Raw genomic sequence first — 21,902 nt, 5'->3', positions numbered from 1 at the left:
AAATGAACATAGACAAACAATTTTGGAAAACAATTTATTATTGGATTAGGTATTTAAATTTCGATATTGTCAGTAGGGAGAAAGATGACCAAGAAATATGGTTGGCACATAAAAGAAAAAAACAAGTTGCTATTTTTAAGAAACACATTAATTCTACACAGGAAATGCGCTTCGATAAAGCAAAAGTTCTAGATCATAAAACTGAAATCGCTGAATTTATATCTTTTGAACCACAAAGCTTTGAATTTTATTATTTTACAGAAGCGTCATTTTCAGAAGAACAATTAAATGAATTTGCACCGATTAAAATTAAATTTAATATTATAAGAACCACAAAAGATTTAATTAAGCAAATGCCGAATTTTATTTTGGCTAAGATGATTTCTGAAGATAATGATAAAAAAACATTTATGTTTTATAAACGTAAAGTATTAACTGATAATTTTTTAGATAAGTATATGCAGAAATTTTCACCGGCAACGTACATGTTAATATTTATTAATGTCTTAATATGGCTATGTATGATTTTATATTTAAATAATTTTTCTGATGTAAAACTTCTAGATGTTGGCGGACTTGTGCATTTTAATGTCATACATGGTGAATGGTATAGAATTATCACATCTATGTTTTTACATTTTAGTTTCGAACATATACTTATGAATATGCTTTCGTTGTTTATTTTTGGTAAAATAGTCGAAGCAATTCTTGGTTCATGGAGAATGTTAAGTATTTATTTTATAGCAGGATTATTTGGTAACTTTGTATCTTTATCGTTCAATACGACAACAATATCGGTTGGTGCAAGTGGTGCTATATTTGGATTAATTGGCTCAATTTTTGCAATGATGTATGTCTCTAAGACATTTAATAAAAAAATGCTAGGACAGTTAATGATAGCATTAGTAATCTTGATTGGTGTGTCATTATTTATGTCCAATATCAATATCGTAGCGCATATTGGTGGATTCGCAGGTGGTTTGTTAATAACATTAATTGGCTATTATTTTAATGTAAATCGTAAAATATTTTGGATTTTACTTATAGCATTATTAGTTATATTTATAGCTCTTCAAATTAGAATATTTACAATTAAAGAAGATAATATTTATAATAAGCTAATTAAGGATGATATGCTTAGTGGCAATTATGATAATGCTCAAAATATTGTTAAACAAACAATTAATAAAAATTATGCAGACGATCAAACTTATTATTTAAGCGGTATGATTTTGGCAACTCAAAACTCTAAATCTGAAGGTATGACTGAATGGGAGAGAGGACTTAGAATGTTTCCTAAATCAGGAATTTTAAATTTTGAGCTAGCAATTGCAAATCGTTCATTAAATGATGATGAAAAAGCATTAAAATATGTGCGTAAAGCATTGAATACAAATCCTAAAAATACAGATTATATTAACCTAGAAAAAGAGTTGACTAAATCAAATGAGTCGAAAAATAAATAACTTTTATGATGTGCAACAATTATTGAAAAGTTACGGATTTCTAATTTATTTTAAGAATCCACAAGATATGTATGAAATGATTCAGCAAGAAATTTCATCACTATATCAATTTGAACTTATATCCAAGGAAGAATATTTGAAATGTATGTTGATAATTAATCAGAGAAGGAATGAACAGTAATGACAAAAATTATTTTAGCAGCTGATGTAGGCGGAACAACTTGTAAATTAGGGATTTTCACACCTGATTTAGAACAATTACATAAATGGTCAATCCATACAGATACAACTGATAGCACAGGATATACACTTTTAAAAGGTATCTATGATTCATTTGTTGAACAAGTTGATGCCAATAATTATAACTTTTCTAATGTATTAGGGGTAGGTATTGGTGTGCCAGGACCGGTTGATTTTGAAAATGGCACAGTTAACGGTGCAGTTAATTTATATTGGCCAGGAAAAGTAAATGTGCGTGAAATATTTGAACAGTTTGTTGACTGTCCAGTTTTTGTAGATAATGACGCAAACATTGCTGCTTTAGGGGAAAAACATAAAGGTGCAGGTGAAGGTGCTGATGATGTTGTCGCAATTACTCTTGGAACAGGTCTAGGTGGAGGTATCATTTCAAATGGTGAAATCGTTCATGGACATAATGGTTCTGGCGCAGAAATCGGGCATTTTAGAGCGGATTTTGATCAACGATTCAAATGTAATTGTGGTCGTTCTGGCTGCATTGAAACGGTTGCATCTGCCACAGGTGTTGTTAATTTAGTTAATTTCTACTATCCAAAATTAACTTTTAGATCTTCAATATTAGAATTAATTAAAGAGAATAAAGTTACAGCTAAAGCTGTTTTCGATGCTGCTAAAGCGGGTGATCAGTTCTGTATTTTTATAACTGAAAAAGTAGCAAACTATATTGGATATTTGTGTAGTATTATTAGTGTAACAAGTAACCCTAAATATATTGTCCTTGGCGGAGGGATGTCGACGGCAGGACCTATTTTAATTGAAAATATTAAAACAGAATATCATAATTTAACATTTAAACCGGCACAATTTGAAACTGAAATTGTACAAGCAAAGTTAGGTAATGATGCTGGTATTACTGGTGCAGCAGGTTTAATTAAGACATATGTATTAGATAAAGAGGGGGAAAAATAATGGCAATTGTTGATGTAGTTGTTATTCCAGTTGGAACTGAAGGTCCAAGTGTTAGTAAATATATTGCTGATATTCAGAGAAAACTTCAAGAGTATAAAGATATGGGGAAAATTGATTTTCAATTAACTCCTATGAATACATTAATCGAAGGTGAATTAAGCGATTTACTAGAGGTTGTTAAGGTCATACATGAATTACCATTTGATAAAGGTTTGAGTAGAGTTTGTACTAATATACGAATCGATGATCGACGAGACAAGTTTAGACAGATGAATGATAAACTTACATCAGTACAAAAGCATTTAGAAAATAGTGGTGAAAACGAATGAGAATATCAAACTTAACATTAGGGTTTGTTGATACAAATACGTATTTCATCGAAAATGATAAAGCTGTTATTTTAGTAGATCCATCAAGCGAAAGTGATAAAATCATAAAAAAATTAAATCAAATTAATAAACCTTTGAAAGCTATATTACTCACACATGCTCATTTTGATCATATTGGTGCTATTGATGATATCGTTGAACGTTATAATGTTCCAGTATACATGCATGAATCAGAGTTTGATTTTTTAAAGGATCCAGTTAAAAATGGCGCAGATAAATTTAAACAGTATGGACTACCGATTATTACAAGCAAAGTAAATCCTGAAAAGCTTGACGAAGGAAAGGCTGAAATCTCAGGGTTTAAGTTTAATGTGTTACACACGCCTGGACATTCACCAGGTAGTTTAACTTATGTATTCGATGAGTTTGCTGTAGTTGGGGATACATTATTTAATAATGGTATAGGTCGTACAGATTTATATAAAGGGGATTATGAAACATTAGTTGATTCAATTCAAGATAAAATTTTTGAATTAGAAGATGACTTACCTTTATTTCCTGGACATGGCCCATACACGACAGTTGAAAATGAACAATTAAATCCATTTTTACATGGATAAAATAGAGTAATTAAAATACCTTCTACGTGAATATATGTAGGAGGTATTTTTATGAAGATTTTATTTCAAGAAATAATCAATAAAGCGATAGAAATGAAAGCGAGTGATGTACATTTTATTCCTGTTCATAATGAAGTGAGTATTAAATTTCGTATAAATGATAACTTGGAACAGTATGAGGTAATTGGAAATAGTATTTATCAAAAGTTATTAGTATATATGAAATTTCAAGCAGGTCTCGATGTTTCTACGCAACAAGTTGCACAGAGTGGTCGATATAGCTATCACTTTAATAAAATTTATTTTTTAAGAATTTCAACATTGCCATTATCACTTGGCCAAGAAAGTTGTGTGATAAGAATAGTTCCTCAATATTTCCAACAAACTAAATCAACGTATAAATTTAATGATTTTAAACATTTAATGAATAAGAAACAAGGCTTATTGTTATTTAGTGGTCCGACTGGTTCGGGTAAAAGTACCTTGATGTATCAAATGGTCTCATACGCTAACAAAGCGTTAAATTTAAATGTTATATCAATTGAAGACCCTGTAGAAATGCAAATTCCTGGAATAGTTCAAATAAACCTAAATGAAAAAGCTGGGATTAACTATGTAAATTCATTTAAAGCGATATTAAGGTGCGATCCAGATGTTATTCTTATAGGTGAAATTAGAGATAAGGAGGTAGCTAAATGTGTTATCCAAGCGAGTTTAAGTGGTCATCTAGTACTAACTACCTTACATGCAACAGATTGCAAAGGTGCAATTTTAAGATTACTAGAAATGGGCATTTCAGTACAAGAACTAATACAAGCAACTAATTTAATTATAAATCAAAGACTTGTTACTACAATTAAACAGCAACGACAATTAGTGTGTGAGATTTTATCACAACAACAACTTCAGTATTTCTTCTCGCATAATCATTCATTACCTACCTCATTTAAAAAACTAGAAACAAAGCTTGATGATATGACAAAAGCAGGTGTCATTTGTGAAAGTACAATGGATAAGTATATTTAAAAATCATTCTAAGAAACGTCAATTAAACAAATCACAACAAATAGACCTAATTGTAAATTTAAAGAATTTACTAGAATTTGGGTTCACCTTATATCAAAGCTTTCAGTTTCTAAACCTTCAAATTAAATATAAAGATAAAGAATTACCATCAAAGATTCTTAGCGAAATTTCAAATGGTGCATCGTGTAGCAAAGTATTAGCTATGTTAGGCTATAGTGATACTGTAGTAATGCAACTTTACTTAGCAGAAAGGTTTGGCAATATTGTAGATATTTTAGATGAAACAGTGAATTTTATGAAGATAAATAGAAAATCCGAGCAAAGACTATTAAAAACTTTACAATACCCCTTAGTGTTAGTTTCAGTATTTATAGGGATGATTATGATGTTGAATATCACTGTTATTCCACAATTTCAACAGCTATATACTTCAATGAATATTAAATTATCAACATTTCAAAAAGCGCTTTCCTTTTTTATCTCCAGTTTACCCTCATTAATATTAATAATAATTTTTCTTATTTCGATTGTAACTATTTCAATAAAATTAATTTATAACAGGTTAACGATGTTATGTAAAATCAATTTTATGGTGAAGATACCGATTTTATCTAGTTATTATCAGTTGTTTAAAACGTATTTTGTCACAAATGAATTGGTTTTATTCTATAAAAACGGTATTACACTTCAATCTATCGTTGATGTTTATGTCAATCATAGTAGTGATCCTTTTAGACAGTTTCTAGGTGAATATTTATTAACATTTTCAGAAAAGGGATATAGCTTGCCAGAAATTTTATCGAAATTAAAATGTTTTAAACCACAATTAATTAAGTTTATACAGCAAGGTGAAAAAAGAGGGAAATTAGAAGTTGAGCTAAGATTGTATTCTCAAATTTTAGTAAATCAACTTGAAGAAAAAGCCAAACGTCAAACACGATTTATTCAACCGATTTTATTTTTAATTTTAGGACTTTTTATTGTCGCAATTTATTTAGTAATAATGTTACCTATGTTTCAGATGATGCAAAGTATTAACTAGTGGAGGTAATAATATGTTGAAAGTAATTAAAAAAGCAAAGGCATTTACTTTAATAGAAATGTTATTAGTTCTGTTAATTATAAGTTTATTATTAATATTAATTATTCCTAACATTGCTAAACAAACATCTCATATCCAAGCTACTGGATGTAATGCACAGGTGAAAATGGTTAATAGTCAAATCGAAGCATATGCATTGAAGCACAATAGAAATCCTTCTTCAATTGATGAATTAGTAGCTGATGGATTTATTAAAGAGGCACAAAAAACATGTAAATCTGGTGAGATAATTTCTATTAGTAATGGAGAAGCCATTGCAAATTAGAAAACAGCAGGCATTTACTCTTATTGAAATGCTTGTTGCAATGATGATTGTTAGTTGTTTTCTTCTATTGACTATGACATCAAATAGGCTAAACGATTTCAAAGTTATCAATGATGAAACGAATATCATTTCATTAATTACTGAATTGAATTATCTTAAATCAAAAGCAATCGCTAATCAAAGTTTTATTAATGTAAGATTTTATGAAAATAGTGACACAATTAAAGTGATTGAGAAAAATAAGTTTTATTATTTAAAATTAAAAGTTGGGAAAATAATTAATGTTACGAAAGTGGATTCGATTTATTTTGATAAACATGGAAACGTTAATAAATTTGGGAGCATTTCGATTGAAAAAAACAACATGGTTTATAGAATAATATTCCATATTGAAAAAGGAAGAATTCGTTATGAAAAATTATAAATTAAAAGCATCATTCCTTTTAGATAGCATGGCAGCACTTATGTTATTGGGATTAATATGTTTAGTTTTAATACCAATGATGAATCAAATGCATATGAATTTTTATAATGAAATAAAAAGTATTGATGCATCAAAGACGATTCTAACTGCAGCTTCAATCAATAGTATAAATAAGCTAAAAAAAGGAGTAACAATTGGAGAATATGTTATTAAGTTGGATGATAAGCAAATTTGTGCAATTACTAATGAAAATTCTTCAAAATTTAAAGAATGTATTCAATATTAAAATAAAAGCTTTTTCGTTAATTGAAATGATATTAGCGATGATGACAATAAGTATTATTTTACTAATTGTACCTGGCACAATAAAAATAAGTAAGACGTTTTTAAATGAGAGCAAAGATTTAACAAGTGTTGATTTTGAATTCTTTGCAAGTGACCTAATTGATGATTTTAAAACAATAGATAGAAAACAAATTGAAATTAAACCACATAGCATCCTTATTAATAAAACAAACGAGCAAATTGAGTATAAATTATTGAATAATAAAATTATAAAAACAATTAATGATAAGGGGAATATAACGATGTTAAATAATGTCCTGTCATTTTCGATTGATAAAGATCAAGATGCTATTTTGCGAATATCAATATCATTAAAAGATGGTGCATTAATACGTAATAAAATAATGTTTGTTTAAGTTCGTCTGTTAACTAATGTTAAAAATTGATAAAGGTAGTGAATGTAACAATAAAATTTAATAGATTACAACAAAACGGCTATGTTACTCCATTTTTGTTGATGCTTACTGCAATTTATTTTGCGATTTTCACTTTTTATATGAGTCAGTATAGTTTAAAATTAAAGACATTACATAATTTAGAAATTGACTATAAAAACAAGATTGTTTTGCTTTTGAAAGAAGGGGAAGGACATGGAGCTAAATAAAACACCAATTATATTAATTGGTTTCATGGGTAGTGGTAAGTCAACAATTGGCAAATATGTTGCAGAAAAACAAAATTTGAATTTTGTTGATCTTGACTTATATATTGAAGAAAAACAAAAATTAACAATTCCAGAAATCTTTAATCAGAAGGGTGAATGTTATTTTAGAGAACTTGAATTTAAATATTTACAAGAGTGTGTTAATAATGCGGATATTATTGCTACAGGTGGAGGTATCATTGAAAGTGATGATGCATTCAATTATTTGAAAAATCAAAAAAACATTATTTGGTTAGACTGTGAAATCGAAATTTTATTCAACAGAATAAATCATGATTCACATCGTCCGAATGCTAACAATAAGACATTAAAGCAATTAAATGACTTGTATTGCTCTCGGTTTTTAAGATATAATGAAATCGCATTCAAGAAATTAGATAGTAATCTGCTATCAATTTCAGAAATATATTATGAATTGCTAAATTTAATAAATGCGAGTGATCAGTATTAGAGAGAATAGAGCAGTTAGACTCTATCGCCGAAGGTGCAAGTAATTATTACGAAACTCTCAGGCAAAAGGATAATACTGTAACGCGTTCCTGAATTGGTGATTTATAAACAGGGTAGCAAAAGCTATCCTGTTTTTTAATTTTAAGGGGGTATTTCAATGTCAAGTGATTTAAAACAAACACCTTTATATCAAAATTATGTTGATAGAGGTGCTAAAATTGTAGAATTCGGTGGATGGGCTATGCCTGTTCAGTTTTCAAGTATTAAAGAAGAGCATAATGCTGTTCGTCACGAAATTGGCCTTTTTGATGTAAGCCATATGGGTGAAATTGAAGTGACAGGTAAAGATGCTAGTCAATTTGTACAATATTTATTATCAAACGATACTGATAATTTAACATCTTCTAAGGCATTATATACTGCTTTATGCAATGAAGAAGGTGGCGTCATAGATGATTTAGTAATATACAAATTAGATGAAGAAAAATATCTATTAGTTGTCAATGCTGCTAATACCGAAAAAGATTATAATTGGATTTTAAAGCATAAAAACAAATTTGACGTTGAAGTTCAAAATGTATCAAATCAGTATGGTCAATTAGCGATACAAGGACCAAAAGCAAGAAACTTAATCAATGATTTAGTAGATATTGATGTCACTGAAATGGGTATGTTCGAATTCAAAAAGGATATTCAATTACTTGGGACAAACGTCATTTTATCTCAATCTGGATATACTGGTGAAGATGGTTTCGAAATTTATTGTGATATTAATGATACAGAAAAAATTTGGGATGGACTATTAGAATATAACGTATTACCGTGTGGATTAGGTGCTCGAGATACATTAAGATTAGAAGCAGGATTACCTCTACATGGTCAAGATTTAACTGAATCAATTACACCTTATGAGGGTGGCATCGCATTTGCGAGCAAACCGTTAATTGAAGCTGACTTTATTGGTAAATCAGTTTTAAAAGATCAAAAAGAAAATGGTGCCCCTAGAAGAACGGTGGGATTAGAATTACTTGAAAAAGGAATTGCAAGAACTGGTTATGAAGTCATGGATTTAGATGGTAATATTATTGGCGAAGTAACTTCAGGTACTCAATCACCATCATCAGGTAAATCAATTGCTCTAGCGATGATAAAAAGAGATGAATTTGAAATGGGTAGAGAATTACTTGTTCAAGTTCGTAAGCGTCAATTAAAAGCGAAAATTGTTAAGAAAAATCAAATTGATAAATAATTAAAAGGGGTGTGCATTGTGAGTCATCGTTATATACCTTTAACTGAAGAAGACAAACAAGAGATGTTACAAACGATTGGTGCAAAATCTATTGGAGAATTATTTGGAGATGTACCAAGTGACATTTTATTAAATAGAGATTTAAATATCGCTGAAGGTGAAGCAGAAACAACATTACTTAGAAGATTAAATCGTATCGCAAGTAAGAATATTACTAAAGAAACACATACATCATTTTTAGGAGCAGGTGTGTACGATCATTATACGCCATCAGTTGTAGATGCAATGATTTCTAGATCTGAATTCTACACAGCCTATACACCATATCAACCTGAAATTTCTCAAGGTGAATTACAAGCTATTTTCGAGTTCCAAACTTTAATATGTGAGCTAACAGATATGGATGTAGCAAACTCTTCAATGTACGATGGTATGACTAGTTTTGCAGAAGCATGTATTTTAGCATTTAGCCAAACTAAGAAGAATAAAATTGTAGTTTCTAAAGGTTTACATTATCAAGCACTACAAGTACTGCATACTTATGCTAAAACACGTAAGGAATTTGAAATAGTTGAAATCGATTTAGATGGCACTGTAACAGATTTAAATAAATTAGAGCAAGCAGTGGATGATGATACAGCAGCTGTTGCCGTACAATATCCAAATTTCTATGGCTCTATTGAGGATTTAGAAAGAATTCATAGCTTTGTTGAAGATAAAAAAGCACTCTTCATTGTATATGCGAATCCTCTAGCTTTAGGATTACTTACACCACCAGGTACATTTGGAGCAGATATTGTAGTAGGAGATACTCAACCATTTGGCATTCCCGCACAATTTGGTGGTCCACATTGTGGATATTTTGCAACTACGAAAAAATTAATGCGTAAAGTACCAGGTAGACTAGTTGGTCAAACGCAAGATGACGAAGGAAATAGAGGTTTTGTTTTAACATTGCAAGCACGTGAGCAACATATTAGACGTGATAAAGCGACTTCTAACATTTGTTCAAACCAAGCATTAAATGCTCTAGCATCATCCATTGCAATGTCAGCTCTTGGCAAACAGGGTATATATGACATTGCTGTTCAAAATTTTGAACACGCAAATTATGCTAAACAGCAATTTATTAATAAAGGCTTCGAAGTACTTGAAGGCACTTCATTCAATGAATTTGTAGTCAAATTTGACAAACCAATTCAACAAATTAATAAAGAATTAGTTAAGCAAAATATTATTGGTGGCTTTGATCTAGGCGTTGTTTCAGACGACTTTAAAAACCACATGTTAATTGCTGTAACTGAATTAAGAACAAAAGATGAAATTGATACATTTGTAGAGAAAGTTGGTGAGTTAAATGACTAGTAAATCAAGTCAATTAATTTTTGAAAGATCTCGTGAAGGCAGATATGCATATTCATTACCACAAAGCCAAATCAAATCAGATGCAGTAGAATCATTATTAGATGATAAATTTATTCGTAAAAATAAAGCGGAGTTTCCAGAAGTTGCTGAATTAGATTTAGTTCGACATTATACAGAACTATCAAATAAAAATTTTGGTGTCGATAACGGATTTTATCCATTAGGGTCATGTACTATGAAATACAATCCTAAAATTAATGAGAAAGTGGCTAGAATTCCTGGCTTTAGTGAATCACACCCATTACAGGATGAAGATCAAGTCCAAGGATCATTAGAAATTATTTATAGTTTACAAGAAGAGTTGAAAGAAATTACTGGTATGGATGAAGTTACTTTACAACCAGCTGCTGGTGCACACGGTGAATGGACTGCGCTTATGATTTTTAAAGCGTATCATGAAAATAATGGTGAAGGTCATCGTGATGAAGTAATTGTTCCTGATTCAGCACATGGAACGAATCCAGCTTCAGCTTCTTTTGCAGGATTTAAATCGGTTACTGTAAAATCTAATGAGCGTGGAGAAGTTGATATCGATGACTTAAAAAGTGTTGTAAATGAAAATACTGCAGCAATTATGTTAACAAATCCTAATACTTTAGGTATTTTCGAAAAAAATATAATGGAAATTCGTGAAATCGTTCATAATGCTGGAGGTTTATTATATTATGATGGTGCTAATTTAAATGCCATTATGGATAAAGTGCGTCCGGGAGATATGGGATTTGATGCGGTACATTTAAATTTACACAAAACATTTACTGGCCCTCATGGCGGTGGCGGCCCAGGTTCAGGCCCGGTTGGTGTAGTTAAAGAACTTGCTAGCTATCTACCTAAACCAATGGTCATTAAAGACGGTGACACTTTTAAATATGATAATGATATTAAACATTCAATCGGCCGTGTCAAACCATTTTACGGTAATTTTGGAATTTATTTAAGAGCTTATACGTATATTAGAACGATGGGGGCGACTGGACTTAAAGAAGTCTCAGAGGCAGCTGTTTTGAATGCAAATTACATTAAGGCGCGTTTATCAGAACATTTTGAAATTCCTTATAAACAATATTGTAAGCATGAATTTGTCTTAAGTGGCGTCCGCCAAAAAGAATTTGGTGTTAGAACTTTAGATATGGCTAAACGATTATTAGATTTTGGAGTTCATCCACCTACGATTTACTTCCCTCTTAATGTAGAGGAAGGTATGATGATTGAACCGACTGAAACGGAGTCAAAAGAAACGTTAGATTACTTTATTGATAGTTTAATAAGCATTGCTGAAGAAGCTAAAAATGATCCAGATAAAGTATTGGAAGCACCACACTCGACTGTTATTGACAGATTAGATGAAGCAACTGCTGCACGTAAGCCAATTCTTAAATTTGAAAATCTTAAGCAAGAAAAATAAATAAATAATGAATTGACTAGTGGGTATATGAATTATACTCACTAGTCTTTTTATTTGATTTTAGTGGTTGAGAAAATGTAAGGTGTTTATTGTTAATTCATAATATATATATTACTGAAACTTTAGAAAAAAAGACTGTTGAAATATGATTGAGTAATTTCAACAACCTCAAGTAATACAGCTGAACCAATATAAATAATAAAATCTGAGTATTTAAATTGGTTATCAATAAACACTCAGATTTTTAAGTATCTTGTATTAAGTTTACTAAAACAAATAACTACTTCTTAGACTTAATTTTTCCAGTCCATTTTTTATAGCCGCCTTTTAACATATAGATATCTGTATATCCATTCTTTTTTAAAATACGAGCAGCTCTGTAACTTGCAATCCCATTAGCATCGCATAGATAAACCGGTTGGTCTTTTCTTAATCCTTGGAATCTTTGTCTAAACATTGTCATAGGAATATTGCGAGAACCATTAATATGACCATAATCATAGTCAACTTTCTCTCTAACATCGATGACTTGAGCTTTTCTAATCCCATTATGGAATTCATTTTGATCTAATTCTTTAACAGCTCGCTTGTTAAGAATTTGTTGAACAATCATATAAGCAATAATTGCTATAACTAAAATTATTGCGATGTACAAACTAGCACTCATCTTGCATCCTCCCTAATTAAACGATAATATAATTATAAGACTGTTAGGTCAAATTATCAAAATATTTCACTAAAGAATTACAATTATTATTCATTTAGTTAAATTGATTAATTAGCGAATCAAATATTATACATTTTGCTGATAGGAGTTCTAGAAAATGACTGAAACTTGGAATTTTATAAATACAGGAAGTAAAGATCCATATTTTAATATGGCTATGGATGAAGCGTTGTTAAATTTTGTCTCAAGAGGTGAAATTGATCCAGTCATCCGATTTTATACTTGGAATCCAGCAACTTTATCAATCGGATATTTTCAAAGATTACAAAAAGAAATTGATATAGATAAAGTTAAAGAGAAAGGTTTTGGTCTCGTAAGGCGTCAGACTGGTGGTCGCGGGGTACTTCATGATAAAGAGTTAACTTATAGTGTTATAGTTCCTGAATCACATCCTAATATGCCATCAACTGTAACGGAAGCTTATAGAGTAATTTCACAAGGACTATTAGAAGGATTCAAAAATCTTGGCTTTGAAACGTATTTTGCTGTACCTAAAACATCTGAAGAACGTCAAAAGTTAAAGCAACCTCGAAGTTCAGTATGTTTTGATGCGCCTAGTTGGTATGAATTAGTTGTGGAAGGGCGCAAAATTGCAGGAAGTGCTCAAACAAGACAAAAAGGCGTAATTTTACAGCACGGTTCAATTTTGCAAGATATTGATATTGATGAATTATTTGATATGTTTATTTATAAAAATGATAGATTGAAAGCAAAAATGAAAGAAGCTTTCGTAGAAAAAGCAGTCGCTATTAATGACATTTCAGATAAATATATTACAATAAATCAAATGGAAGAAGCATTTGAAGAAGGATTTAAAAAAGGTTTAAATATTCAATTAAAACCGCTTGAATTAACTGAATCACAATTAGCAGAAGTCAATGAACTTACTGAGAAATATCGTTCAGATGAATGGACGTATAGAAAATAGTTAATATTAAACAAAATGGAAGCGAAATAAGGTTTTTTTAACCTTAATTCGCTTCCGTTTTTCATTATTGTTATTTTCTTCTTTGATTTCTTTTATACTTACGCATAGCTTTTCGATATTTTCGTTGGTCTTCCGTTAAGATGAAGAAGTAATAAATAAGATAAATTATTCCAGCTATAACTGCAAAACTGATTAACATTCTTACAATTGAAAAAATAAAATCATCTAAGTTAACTATTAATCCAATTGCAGCAACAATAAGTATTAAATAAAAAATTATATTACGCATTAAAATGCTCCTATCATGATTTAGCGTTTAAGTTTAATTTGGATAATGCTTGTTGACCTTTAGTCAATTGCTTTTTATCTTTACTTTGATAGCCGTTTTTAATATCATCAAACGCGCTATTCAAATCAGAATTTAATTTGTCGATGTTTTTAGATGTTTTTTTGTCATCATCACTTAGCGATAACCCATCAATAGAATCTTTATAAGTATTATGTGCACTTTGAATATCATTAGATATTTGATTTAACTTTGATTGAACATCTTTGTCGCCTTTGTTCTTCGCTAAATCTTTTTCAATATCATTATATGCTTTTAAAGCATTAGCGACTTTATCATAATATGACGAAGTTATATTCATCAATTTAATTTTTGTATTATTTGATGCTGTTTTTTTGCTATTTTCTTTATCTTTTTCAAGTCCTTTAATTTTGTTTTTAGAATTTGTGATTTGTTGATTTAGTTCTTGAATATCTAATTTAAGTTGATGATTATCATCTCTTAAGTCTGTTGTTTTTTCTTCCAATGGTGCTAAGTTTTGTGATCCACAACCAGCTAACAATAGTGTTGCGCCAACAATTGAAACCAATTTTTTCATTACAATCTCCCTAAAATCAATATCTATTATTTTTAATCCTTAATATGATATTATTTTAATGTATAAACTAGAAATGCACAAACTTTTAACTAGGAGGTTATAAGATGAGTAGAATATCACAAGTGCATCGAATTTTAGAACAAAAACATTTAGATGCAGTTATTATACTTTCAGATTTTAATAGAAGATATTTATCCGGTTTTACAGGAACAAGTGGTGCGTTAATTATATCAAAAGATAAGCAGTATTTAATTACTGATTTTAGATATATCGATCAAGCGACGGCGCAAGCTCCAGATTATAAAATTGTTAATCGTAAATCTACAATTATAGATGAAATTAAAGATTTGTTACATCAAGAAAAATTTGAAAACATAGGATTTGAGGGGCATCAAGTAAGTTACGATACTTATTTAGAATTAAACAAAAGTCGTATAACGCTAATTAGTATTTCGAATGCAGTGGATAAAATTAGAGACGTGAAGGATAATGAAGAAATAGCATTGATTCAAAAAGCTGCAGATATTGTTGATGAAACTTATGAATACATTCTGACTGTGGCAAAAGCTGGTATGACTGAGAAAGAATTAAAAGCAATTTTAGAAAGTAAAATGCTTGAACTAGGTGCAGATGGACCATCATTTGATACGATTGTTGCATCTGGCCATAGAGGTGCATTACCTCATGGTGTTGCAAGTGATAAAGTTATTGAAAAAGGTGATATGATAACATTAGATTTTGGTGCTTATTATAACGGCTATTGCTCAGATATTACAAGAACATTTGCAATTGGGGAACCAAATCCAAAATTAAAAGAAATTTATCAGGTTGTGCTTGAATCTCAGATGAAAGCAATAAATGAAATTAAACCCGGCATGACTGGTGCAGAAGCAGATGCAATTTCTAGAGATTATTTAGCTTCAAAAGGTTATGGTAAAGAATTCGGTCATTCATTAGGCCATGGTATTGGACTTGAAATTCATGAAGGTCCAATGTTGGCAAGAACAATTCAAGATAAACTACAAGTAAATAACTGTGTTACAGTAGAACCAGGCGTTTATATAGAAGGTTTAGGCGGAATTAGAATAGAAGATGATATTTTAATTACAGAAAATGGATGTCAAGTCTTTACTAAATGCACAAAAGACCTTATAGTTTTAACATAAGCGTGTATAATGAGGAGGAAACTGAATGATTTCGGTTAATGATTTTAAAACAGGTTTAACAATTTCTGTTGATAACGCTATTTGGAAAGTTATTGATTTCCAACACGTAAAGCCTGGTAAAGGTTCAGCATTCGTTCGTTCAAAATTGCGTAATTTAAGAACAGGTGCTATTCAAGAGAAAACGTTTAGAGCTGGTGAAAAAGTAGAACCAGCAATGATTGAAAACCGTCGCATGCAATATTTATATGCTGATGGTGATAATCACGTATTTATGGATAATGAAAGTTTCGAACAAACTGAACTTTCAAGTGATTACTTAAAAGAAGAATTGAATTACTTAAAAGAAGGTATGGAAGTACAAATTCAAACATACGAAGGTGAAACAATCGGTGTTGAATTACCTAAAACTGTTGAATTAACTGTAACTGAAACTGAACCAGGTATCAAAGGTGATACTGCAACAGGTGCTACTAAATCTGCAACTGTTGAAACTGGTTATACATTAAATGTGCCTTTATTTGTAAATGAAGGCGACGTTTTAGTTATCAATACTGGTGACGGAAGTTACATTTCAAGAGGTTAATCAATTAATTGTAAGCAAATGTGTTGAGATAACCATGTTAAATTAATGAATTATCTTTAATTGAAGTCTCATAAAAAGCTATTGCCTAAAATGATTATAGGTTATATGCTGTTATGAGGCTTTTTAATTTTAAACAAATGTAAAAAAGTAGTGCAATTATTATTTATAATATGGTCATTAAACAAATTATGAAATAAAAGTACACAGATAAAGGTAAAATTAAAATATTAAAATTTAAATTCAAAATCATTGTTCCGAAACACTATGCAAAGAGATTTTTTATTTTTAATTGAGAGTAAGATTATGATATTTACACAAGTAAATGCGTACATAAAATATTAAATGGTTTAATAATATTAGTTAATTATGCACTTTATAATGTCGCCCGCGATATGAACATGCTTGAATTGACGAGTTGACTCAAGTAAAATAGACGGGTAGATGAAAACAAACTGAAGGAGTCAGTAATAATGAACTTTAAAGAAATTAAAGAATTAATCGAAATTCTGGATAAATCAACTTTAACGGAAATCAATATTGAAGATACAAAAGGCAAAGTTACTCTAAAAAAAGAAAAAGAGACTGAGATAATCACGCCACAAATCTCACAAATGCCAGTTGAGACTGCGGTGATGCCTGCACCACAAGTTCAAGCAACTGATAACAACAAAGCTGAAGCACCAAAAGTTGCATCAGATAATCACAAAACAATTAATGCACCTATGGTAGGTACATTCTACAAATCTCCATCTCCAGATGAAGAAGCATACGTACAAGTTGGAGATACTGTATCTAATGAAACAACAGTATGTATTTTAGAAGCTATGAAGTTATTTAATGAAATTCAAGCAGAAATTTCAGGTGAAATAGTTGAAATCTTAGTTGAAGACGGACAAATGGTAGAGTATGGCCAACCGTTGTTTAAGGTGAAATAATGAAAAAGGTTTTAATAGCAAATCGTGGTGAGATCGCAGTTAGGATAATCCGAGCATGTCGTGATTTAGGTATCCAAACTGTTGCAATCTATTCTGAAGGGGATAAAGATGCGCTACATACTCAAATTGCTGATGAAGCATATTGCGTTGGTCCCACTTTGTCTAAAGATTCGTATTTAAATATTCCAAATATCTTATCTATTGCAACATCTACAGGTTGTGATGGTGTGCATCCAGGTTACGGTTTCTTAGCAGAAAATGCTGATTTTGCAGAATTATGTGAAGCATGCCAATTGAAGTTCATTGGACCGAGTTATAAATCTATTCAAAAAATGGGTATTAAAGACGTTGCTAAAGCAGAAATGATAAATGCTAACGTACCAGTTGTTCCTGGTAGCGATGGTTTAATGAAAGACGTTTCAGAGGCAAAGAAAATTGCTAAAAAAATTGGATATCCTGTAATTATTAAAGCAACTGCTGGCGGTGGCGGTAAAGGTATTCGTGTTGCCCGTGACGAAAAAGAACTTGAAACTGGCTTTCGTATGACTGAACAAGAAGCACAAACTGCTTTTGGTAATGGTGGACTATATATGGAGAAATTCATCGAAAATTTCCGCCATATTGAAATTCAAATCGTCGGAGATAATTACGGGAATGTTATACATTTGGGTGAACGTGATTGTACGATACAAAGACGAATGCAAAAATTAGTCGAAGAAGCGCCTTCGCCAATATTGGACGATGAAACACGTCGTGCAATGGGTAATGCTGCGGTGCGTGCAGCTAAGGCGGTTAATTACGAAAATGCGGGAACAATTGAATTTATCTATGATTTAAATGACAATAAGTTTTATTTCATGGAAATGAATACTAGAATTCAAGTAGAGCATCCAGTAACTGAAATGGTAACGGGAATTGATTTAGTAAAATTACAATTACAAGTTGCGATGGGTGACGTGTTACCGTATAAGCAAGAAGATATTAAGTTAAATGGACATGCTATCGAATTCAGAATAAATGCTGAAAATCCATATAAAAACTTTATGCCATCACCAGGCAAAATTGAGCAATATCTTGCGCCAGGTGGATATGGTGTTCGAATAGAGTCTGCATGTTATACTAATTATACAATACCGCCATATTATGATTCGATGGTAGCAAAATTAATTATACATGAACCAACACGAGACGAGGCTATTATGGCAGGCAATCGTGCATTAAGTGAGTTTGTGGTTCTTGGTATTGATACAACTATTCCATTCCATATCAAATTATTAAATAACGACATATTTAGAAGCGGTAAATTTAATACAAACTTTTTAGAGCAAAATAGTATTATGAATGATGAAGGTCAATAGGAGGTCAATCCATGGTCAAAGTAACAGATTATTCAAATTCAAAGTTAGGGAAAGTAGAAATAGCACCAGAAGTGTTATCTGTTATTGCAAGTATAGCCACTTCAGAAGTAGAGGGTATTACTGGTCATTTTGCTGAATTAAAAGAAACAAATTTAGAAAAAGTTAGTCGTAAAAATTTAAGCCGTGATTTAAAAATCGAGAGTAAAGAAGATGGCATTTATATCGATGTTTATTGTGCCTTAAAACATGGTGTTAATATTTCAAAAACTGCAAATAAAATTCAAACGTCAATTTTTAATTCAATTTTTAATATGACAGCGATAGAACCTAAACAAATTAATATTCACATTACACAAATCGTAATTGAAAAGTAATGTAATATAACTAATATAGATAAAGACAAATACAAACGTTTGAAGGAGTTAATAATGAGTCGTAAAGAATCCCGAGTACAAGCTTTTCAAACTTTATTTCAGTTGGAAATGAAAGACAGTGATTTAACGATAAATGAAGCAATTAGCTTTATTAAAGATGATAATCCAGATTTAGACTTTGAATTTATTCATTGGCTAGTTTCAGGTGTGAAAGATCATGAGCCTGTATTAGATGAAACGATTAGTCCATATTTAAAAGATTGGACAATTTCACGTTTGCTAAAAACAGACAGAATTATTTTAAGAATGGCGACGTATGAAATATTACACAGTGATACACCGTCAAAAGTTGTAATGAACGAAGCAGTTGAATTAACAAAGCAATTTAGTGATGATGAGCATTATAAATTTGTAAATGGTGTATTAAGTAATATAAAAAATTAAAATTGAGTGATGTTATATGTCAGATTATTTAAGTGTTTCAGCATTGACGAAATATATTAAATATAAATTTGATCAAGACCCACATCTCCAATCTGTATTGATTAAAGGTGAGCTTTCAAATTTTAAAAAGCATTCAAGTGGTCATTTATACTTTAATGTAAAAGATAAAGAAAGTGTTATAAGTGCCATGATGTTCAAAGGTAGTGCTTCTAAATTAAATTTCGAACCAAAAGAAGGTGATGAGGTTTTATTAGAAGCACGTGTTTCTGTTTTTGAACGTCGTGGCAACTATCAAATTTATGTAAATAAAATGCAATTAGATGGTATTGGTAACTTATATCAAAAATTAGAAGCATTAAAAAAGAAATTAGCCAAAGAAGGCTATTTTGATAACTCAAATAAAAAATCAATTCCTAAGTTTCCGAAAAAAATTGCAGTTTTAACAGCAAGTACTGGTGCAGCTATTCGCGATATTCATTCAACAATAAATAGTCGATTTCCACTCGTTGAGCAAATACAAATAAGTACTTTAGTTCAAGGCGAAAAAGCAAAAGAAGATATTATTGAAAAAATTGAATATGCTGATAGTTTAGGTGTAGATACGATTATTGTTGGTCGTGGTGGTGGCTCAATTGAAGATTTGTGGAATTTTAATGAAGAAGAAGTTATACGCGCAATTTTTAATTGTCAAACTCCTATCATTTCAGCTGTAGGACACGAAACGGATTCTACATTAAGTGATTTTGTAGCAGACATCAGAGCGGCAACTCCAACACAAGCAGCTGTTATTGCTACACCAGATCAGTACGAACTATTACAACAAATTCAACAATGTCAATTTACGTTAACTCGTTTCATCAGAAAGTATTTAGAGCAACATCGTAAACATATCGAACATTTATCATCATACTATAAATTTAAACAACCTAGTTTATTGTATGATCAGCAAATTCAACGTCGAGATGATTTAGAAAAGAGATTAAAACAACAAGTTGTATTAACCTTTGAACAACAAAGACATCAATTAAAATTATTACAGCAACGATTTAATTTACGTGAATTATTACTAAATGTTAATCGAGAGCAACAAAATAATGTTCAAATGACACAACAACTTGTAAAAGCTTTAAATAGTAAAATATTAAGCTATAAAAATGATTTGAAATTGAAAGTGGAAAATTTAAATAATTTAAGTCCAACTAATACGATGTTACGTGGATATGCAATCGTTAATAAAGAAAATCAAATAATTACAAGTACTAAAGATTTAAATGAAAAAGATCAATTAACATTAACGATGAAAGATGGAACGATAGACGCAAAAGTTACGAAAGTAAGGTGGAATAATGACTAAAGAAACGCAAAGTTTTGAAGAAATGATGCAGGAATTAGAGCAAATTGTTCAAAAATTAGATAATGAAACAGTATCTTTAGAGGAATCATTAGATTTATATCAGCGAGGTATGAAATTATCAGCAGCTTGTGACACAACATTAAAAAATGCCGAAAAAAAGGTAAATGATTTAATAAAAGATGAAGCTGAGGATGTTCAGGATGATGAATCAAACAATGAATAATCTAATTAAACAAGTCAATCATGAATTGTCTGTTGCGATTAACCATTCCACTATGAATACTAAATTAGAAGAGAGTATGTTGTATTCATTGAATGCTGGGGGTAAACGAATTCGTCCAGTACTATTATTGCTGACACTTGATTCATTAGGTGAGAATTACAAGTTAGGTATGAAAAGTGCAATAGCATTAGAAATGATTCATACGTATTCATTGATACATGATGATTTACCAGCAATGGATAATGATGATTATCGACGAGGTAAGTTAACTAATCATAAAGTGTATGGTGAGTGGTCTGCAATTTTGGCTGGTGATGCATTGTTAACTAAGGCATTTGAGCTAATTTCTAATGATGACATGCTAGCTGACCAAGTTAAAATTCAAGTATTACAACGTCTTTCTTTTGCAAGTGGCCATCTAGGTATGGTTGGCGGCCAAATGCTTGATATGCAAAGTGAAGGAGAATCAATTAATCTAGAAACATTAGAAATGATTCATAGAACTAAAACAGGTGCACTTTTAACCTTTGCAGTAATGAGTGCTGCCGATATTGCCAATGTAAATAATAATACAAAAACACTTTTAAAGAGTTTTAGCGAACATTTAGGTTTGATGTTTCAAATTAAAGATGATTTACTTGATTGCTATGGTGATGAAACGAAATTAGGTAAAAAAGTTGGAAGTGACCTGGAAAATAATAAAAGTACATATGTAAGTTTATTAGGAAAAAAAGGTGCAGAAGACAAATTGTCATATCATAAAGATGCTGCGATTAGTAATCTTAAGCAAATCGATGATAAATATAATACGAAGCCATTATTAGATATCGTTGAGTTATTTTATAATAGAGACCACTAGAAGCAAAGTTATCGATTAGTAACAATAGTTAAATTTGTAAATGACGTTCTGTATATTTACTACTAACATTGTTGCTAGTCGATTTTTTGAATAAAGATTGTCACGTATATTTTATATTAATAGTTAATTA

Annotated in this window: 29 protein-coding genes and 1 riboswitch; of the genes, 26 read left to right on the top strand and 3 right to left on the bottom strand. The window is 30.5% G+C overall.

Annotation, left to right across the window (positions count from 1 at the left end):
- The first annotated feature begins 2 nt into the window (after positions 1 to 2).
- The 16 genes from CD116_RS08335 (at position 3) to gcvPB (ending at position 11,937) form a co-directional block, all read left to right on the top strand.
- Positions 3 to 1,466: a rhomboid family protein gene (locus CD116_RS08335; protein ID WP_047532032.1), complete on the top strand. Its 1,464-nt coding sequence runs from the start codon at positions 3 to 5 to the stop codon at positions 1,464 to 1,466.
- Positions 1,447 to 1,647, top strand: coding sequence for a YqgQ family protein (locus CD116_RS08330; protein ID WP_047425719.1), 201 nt, complete (start codon positions 1,447 to 1,449; stop codon positions 1,645 to 1,647). Before CD116_RS08335 ends, CD116_RS08330 begins: the two co-directional genes overlap by 20 nt.
- Positions 1,647 to 2,633, top strand: coding sequence for an ROK family glucokinase (locus CD116_RS08325; protein ID WP_047532029.1), 987 nt, complete (start codon positions 1,647 to 1,649; stop codon positions 2,631 to 2,633). Before CD116_RS08330 ends, CD116_RS08325 begins: the two co-directional genes overlap by 1 nt.
- Positions 2,633 to 2,962: an MTH1187 family thiamine-binding protein gene (locus CD116_RS08320; RefSeq protein ID WP_047532027.1), complete on the top strand. Its 330-nt coding sequence runs from the start codon at positions 2,633 to 2,635 to the stop codon at positions 2,960 to 2,962. Before CD116_RS08325 ends, CD116_RS08320 begins: the two co-directional genes overlap by 1 nt.
- The gene (locus CD116_RS08315) at positions 2,959 to 3,582 is read left to right on the top strand and encodes an MBL fold metallo-hydrolase (protein ID WP_047549195.1); all 624 of its coding nucleotides are present in this window, start codon (positions 2,959 to 2,961) and stop codon (positions 3,580 to 3,582) included. The genes CD116_RS08320 and CD116_RS08315 overlap by 4 nt, the downstream gene beginning before the upstream one ends.
- 51 nt (positions 3,583 to 3,633) lie before the next feature.
- The gene (gene comGA / locus CD116_RS08310; RefSeq protein ID WP_047425712.1) at positions 3,634 to 4,608 is read left to right on the top strand and encodes a competence type IV pilus ATPase ComGA; all 975 of its coding nucleotides are present in this window, start codon (positions 3,634 to 3,636) and stop codon (positions 4,606 to 4,608) included.
- A complete protein-coding gene (comGB, locus tag CD116_RS08305) occupies positions 4,580 to 5,650 on the top strand; it encodes a competence type IV pilus assembly protein ComGB (RefSeq protein ID WP_047532021.1) in 1,071 nt (356 codons plus the stop codon). Before comGA ends, comGB begins: the two co-directional genes overlap by 29 nt.
- Positions 5,651 to 5,663: 13 nt before the next feature.
- Positions 5,664 to 5,975: a competence type IV pilus major pilin ComGC gene (gene comGC, locus CD116_RS08300; RefSeq protein WP_047532019.1), complete on the top strand. Its 312-nt coding sequence runs from the start codon at positions 5,664 to 5,666 to the stop codon at positions 5,973 to 5,975.
- The gene (comGD, locus tag CD116_RS08295; RefSeq protein WP_078101689.1) at positions 5,953 to 6,399 is read left to right on the top strand and encodes a competence type IV pilus minor pilin ComGD; all 447 of its coding nucleotides are present in this window, start codon (positions 5,953 to 5,955) and stop codon (positions 6,397 to 6,399) included. The genes comGC and comGD overlap by 23 nt, the downstream gene beginning before the upstream one ends.
- Positions 6,386 to 6,685 carry a hypothetical protein gene (locus CD116_RS08290; protein WP_047532015.1) on the top strand — a complete coding sequence of 100 codons (300 nt, stop codon included), beginning with the start codon at positions 6,386 to 6,388 and terminating at the stop codon, positions 6,683 to 6,685. Before comGD ends, CD116_RS08290 begins: the two co-directional genes overlap by 14 nt.
- Positions 6,603 to 7,100 (top strand): competence type IV pilus minor pilin ComGF, encoded by a 498-nt coding sequence (locus CD116_RS08285; RefSeq protein ID WP_224757349.1) that lies wholly within the window; start codon positions 6,603 to 6,605, stop codon positions 7,098 to 7,100. The genes CD116_RS08290 and CD116_RS08285 overlap by 83 nt, the downstream gene beginning before the upstream one ends.
- 98 nt (positions 7,101 to 7,198) lie before the next feature.
- On the top strand, positions 7,199 to 7,348 hold the full coding sequence (locus tag CD116_RS08280) for a hypothetical protein (protein ID WP_078101697.1): 150 nt from the start codon (positions 7,199 to 7,201) through the stop codon (positions 7,346 to 7,348).
- On the top strand, positions 7,335 to 7,859 hold the full coding sequence (locus CD116_RS08275) for a shikimate kinase (RefSeq protein ID WP_047549198.1): 525 nt from the start codon (positions 7,335 to 7,337) through the stop codon (positions 7,857 to 7,859). Before CD116_RS08280 ends, CD116_RS08275 begins: the two co-directional genes overlap by 14 nt.
- A riboswitch (glycine riboswitch) is annotated at positions 7,846 to 7,942 on the top strand. It overlaps the preceding gene by 14 nt.
- Positions 7,943 to 8,015: 73 nt before the next feature.
- The gene (gene gcvT / locus CD116_RS08270; RefSeq protein WP_047532011.1) at positions 8,016 to 9,107 is read left to right on the top strand and encodes a glycine cleavage system aminomethyltransferase GcvT; all 1,092 of its coding nucleotides are present in this window, start codon (positions 8,016 to 8,018) and stop codon (positions 9,105 to 9,107) included.
- Positions 9,108 to 9,125: 18 nt separating this feature from the next.
- Positions 9,126 to 10,472: an aminomethyl-transferring glycine dehydrogenase subunit GcvPA gene (gene gcvPA / locus CD116_RS08265; protein ID WP_047425698.1), complete on the top strand. Its 1,347-nt coding sequence runs from the start codon at positions 9,126 to 9,128 to the stop codon at positions 10,470 to 10,472.
- Positions 10,465 to 11,937 carry an aminomethyl-transferring glycine dehydrogenase subunit GcvPB gene (gene gcvPB / locus CD116_RS08260; protein ID WP_047549201.1) on the top strand — a complete coding sequence of 491 codons (1,473 nt, stop codon included), beginning with the start codon at positions 10,465 to 10,467 and terminating at the stop codon, positions 11,935 to 11,937. The genes gcvPA and gcvPB overlap by 8 nt, the downstream gene beginning before the upstream one ends.
- Positions 11,938 to 12,217: 280 nt before the next feature.
- Here the strand turns inward: gcvPB and CD116_RS08255 are convergent, their stop codons facing one another.
- Positions 12,218 to 12,604 carry a rhodanese-like domain-containing protein gene (locus CD116_RS08255; protein ID WP_001276571.1) on the bottom strand — a complete coding sequence of 129 codons (387 nt, stop codon included), beginning with the start codon at positions 12,602 to 12,604 and terminating at the stop codon, positions 12,218 to 12,220.
- 157 nt (positions 12,605 to 12,761) lie between these two features.
- Here CD116_RS08255 and CD116_RS08250 point away from each other — a divergent pair, with 157 nt between their 5' ends.
- On the top strand, positions 12,762 to 13,592 hold the full coding sequence (locus CD116_RS08250) for a lipoate--protein ligase family protein (protein ID WP_047532004.1): 831 nt from the start codon (positions 12,762 to 12,764) through the stop codon (positions 13,590 to 13,592).
- Positions 13,593 to 13,662: 70 nt separating this feature from the next.
- On the opposite strand, the gene CD116_RS08245 is transcribed toward CD116_RS08250, so the two are convergent.
- Both CD116_RS08245 and CD116_RS08240 read right to left on the bottom strand, forming a co-directional pair.
- Positions 13,663 to 13,881, bottom strand: coding sequence for an SA1362 family protein (locus CD116_RS08245; protein WP_001244296.1), 219 nt, complete (start codon positions 13,879 to 13,881; stop codon positions 13,663 to 13,665).
- A 13-nt stretch (positions 13,882 to 13,894) separates the two neighbouring features.
- Positions 13,895 to 14,476 (bottom strand): lipoprotein, encoded by a 582-nt coding sequence (locus CD116_RS08240; protein ID WP_047532001.1) that lies wholly within the window; start codon positions 14,474 to 14,476, stop codon positions 13,895 to 13,897.
- A gap of 104 nt (positions 14,477 to 14,580) precedes the next feature.
- On the opposite strand from CD116_RS08240, the gene CD116_RS08235 reads away from it, so the two are divergent.
- From CD116_RS08235 to CD116_RS08195, 9 genes are all read left to right on the top strand, one after another.
- Positions 14,581 to 15,642, top strand: coding sequence for a M24 family metallopeptidase (locus CD116_RS08235; RefSeq protein ID WP_047425687.1), 1,062 nt, complete (start codon positions 14,581 to 14,583; stop codon positions 15,640 to 15,642).
- Between the two features lie 25 nt (positions 15,643 to 15,667).
- On the top strand, positions 15,668 to 16,225 hold the full coding sequence (gene efp / locus CD116_RS08230) for an elongation factor P (protein ID WP_000626505.1): 558 nt from the start codon (positions 15,668 to 15,670) through the stop codon (positions 16,223 to 16,225).
- Between the two features lie 470 nt (positions 16,226 to 16,695).
- The gene (gene accB, locus CD116_RS08225; protein ID WP_047532000.1) at positions 16,696 to 17,160 is read left to right on the top strand and encodes an acetyl-CoA carboxylase biotin carboxyl carrier protein; all 465 of its coding nucleotides are present in this window, start codon (positions 16,696 to 16,698) and stop codon (positions 17,158 to 17,160) included.
- Positions 17,160 to 18,518 (top strand): acetyl-CoA carboxylase biotin carboxylase subunit, encoded by a 1,359-nt coding sequence (gene accC / locus CD116_RS08220; protein ID WP_047425683.1) that lies wholly within the window; start codon positions 17,160 to 17,162, stop codon positions 18,516 to 18,518. Before accB ends, accC begins: the two co-directional genes overlap by 1 nt.
- Positions 18,519 to 18,529: 11 nt before the next feature.
- On the top strand, positions 18,530 to 18,892 hold the full coding sequence (locus CD116_RS08215; protein ID WP_047425681.1) for an Asp23/Gls24 family envelope stress response protein: 363 nt from the start codon (positions 18,530 to 18,532) through the stop codon (positions 18,890 to 18,892).
- A gap of 54 nt (positions 18,893 to 18,946) precedes the next feature.
- Positions 18,947 to 19,336, top strand: a complete 390-nt coding sequence (gene nusB, locus CD116_RS08210) for a transcription antitermination factor NusB (RefSeq protein ID WP_047425679.1) — start codon at positions 18,947 to 18,949, stop codon at positions 19,334 to 19,336.
- Between the two features lie 16 nt (positions 19,337 to 19,352).
- Positions 19,353 to 20,690, top strand: a complete 1,338-nt coding sequence (xseA, locus tag CD116_RS08205) for an exodeoxyribonuclease VII large subunit (protein WP_047549203.1) — start codon at positions 19,353 to 19,355, stop codon at positions 20,688 to 20,690.
- On the top strand, positions 20,683 to 20,913 hold the full coding sequence (locus CD116_RS08200; protein ID WP_047425674.1) for an exodeoxyribonuclease VII small subunit: 231 nt from the start codon (positions 20,683 to 20,685) through the stop codon (positions 20,911 to 20,913). Before xseA ends, CD116_RS08200 begins: the two co-directional genes overlap by 8 nt.
- A complete protein-coding gene (locus CD116_RS08195) occupies positions 20,891 to 21,772 on the top strand; it encodes a polyprenyl synthetase family protein (RefSeq protein WP_047549206.1) in 882 nt (293 codons plus the stop codon). Before CD116_RS08200 ends, CD116_RS08195 begins: the two co-directional genes overlap by 23 nt.
- The last annotated feature ends 130 nt before the right edge of the window (positions 21,773 to 21,902 follow it).

Origin of the sequence: Staphylococcus schweitzeri (assembly GCF_002902405.1) — a bacterium.
Taxonomy (GTDB): Bacteria; Bacillota; Bacilli; order Staphylococcales; family Staphylococcaceae; genus Staphylococcus; species Staphylococcus schweitzeri.
The sequence above is the reverse complement of the archived record's forward strand: the minus strand, read 5'-3'. Positions and strand labels throughout refer to the sequence as shown.

Coding starts and splice junctions, on each gene's coding strand:
- CD116_RS08335 (WP_047532032.1), top strand. CDS start 3: ATGAACATAGACAAACAATTTTGGAAAACAATTTATTATTGGATTAGG.
- CD116_RS08330 (WP_047425719.1), top strand. CDS start 1,447: ATGAGTCGAAAAATAAATAACTTTTATGATGTGCAACAATTATTGAAA.
- CD116_RS08325 (WP_047532029.1), top strand. CDS start 1,647: ATGACAAAAATTATTTTAGCAGCTGATGTAGGCGGAACAACTTGTAAA.
- CD116_RS08320 (WP_047532027.1), top strand. CDS start 2,633: ATGGCAATTGTTGATGTAGTTGTTATTCCAGTTGGAACTGAAGGTCCA.
- CD116_RS08315 (WP_047549195.1), top strand. CDS start 2,959: ATGAGAATATCAAACTTAACATTAGGGTTTGTTGATACAAATACGTAT.
- comGA (WP_047425712.1), top strand. CDS start 3,634: ATGAAGATTTTATTTCAAGAAATAATCAATAAAGCGATAGAAATGAAA.
- comGC (WP_047532019.1), top strand. CDS start 5,664: ATGTTGAAAGTAATTAAAAAAGCAAAGGCATTTACTTTAATAGAAATG.
- comGD (WP_078101689.1), top strand. CDS start 5,953: ATGGAGAAGCCATTGCAAATTAGAAAACAGCAGGCATTTACTCTTATT.
- CD116_RS08290 (WP_047532015.1), top strand. CDS start 6,386: ATGAAAAATTATAAATTAAAAGCATCATTCCTTTTAGATAGCATGGCA.
- CD116_RS08285 (WP_224757349.1), top strand. CDS start 6,603: ATGTTATTAAGTTGGATGATAAGCAAATTTGTGCAATTACTAATGAAA.
- CD116_RS08275 (WP_047549198.1), top strand. CDS start 7,335: ATGGAGCTAAATAAAACACCAATTATATTAATTGGTTTCATGGGTAGT.
- gcvT (WP_047532011.1), top strand. CDS start 8,016: ATGTCAAGTGATTTAAAACAAACACCTTTATATCAAAATTATGTTGAT.
- gcvPB (WP_047549201.1), top strand. CDS start 10,465: ATGACTAGTAAATCAAGTCAATTAATTTTTGAAAGATCTCGTGAAGGC.
- CD116_RS08255 (WP_001276571.1), bottom strand. CDS start 12,604: ATGAGTGCTAGTTTGTACATCGCAATAATTTTAGTTATAGCAATTATT.
- CD116_RS08250 (WP_047532004.1), top strand. CDS start 12,762: ATGACTGAAACTTGGAATTTTATAAATACAGGAAGTAAAGATCCATAT.
- CD116_RS08245 (WP_001244296.1), bottom strand. CDS start 13,881: ATGCGTAATATAATTTTTTATTTAATACTTATTGTTGCTGCAATTGGA.
- CD116_RS08240 (WP_047532001.1), bottom strand. CDS start 14,476: ATGAAAAAATTGGTTTCAATTGTTGGCGCAACACTATTGTTAGCTGGT.
- CD116_RS08235 (WP_047425687.1), top strand. CDS start 14,581: ATGAGTAGAATATCACAAGTGCATCGAATTTTAGAACAAAAACATTTA.
- efp (WP_000626505.1), top strand. CDS start 15,668: ATGATTTCGGTTAATGATTTTAAAACAGGTTTAACAATTTCTGTTGAT.
- accB (WP_047532000.1), top strand. CDS start 16,696: ATGAACTTTAAAGAAATTAAAGAATTAATCGAAATTCTGGATAAATCA.
- accC (WP_047425683.1), top strand. CDS start 17,160: ATGAAAAAGGTTTTAATAGCAAATCGTGGTGAGATCGCAGTTAGGATA.
- CD116_RS08215 (WP_047425681.1), top strand. CDS start 18,530: ATGGTCAAAGTAACAGATTATTCAAATTCAAAGTTAGGGAAAGTAGAA.
- nusB (WP_047425679.1), top strand. CDS start 18,947: ATGAGTCGTAAAGAATCCCGAGTACAAGCTTTTCAAACTTTATTTCAG.
- xseA (WP_047549203.1), top strand. CDS start 19,353: ATGTCAGATTATTTAAGTGTTTCAGCATTGACGAAATATATTAAATAT.
- CD116_RS08200 (WP_047425674.1), top strand. CDS start 20,683: ATGACTAAAGAAACGCAAAGTTTTGAAGAAATGATGCAGGAATTAGAG.
- CD116_RS08195 (WP_047549206.1), top strand. CDS start 20,891: ATGATGAATCAAACAATGAATAATCTAATTAAACAAGTCAATCATGAA.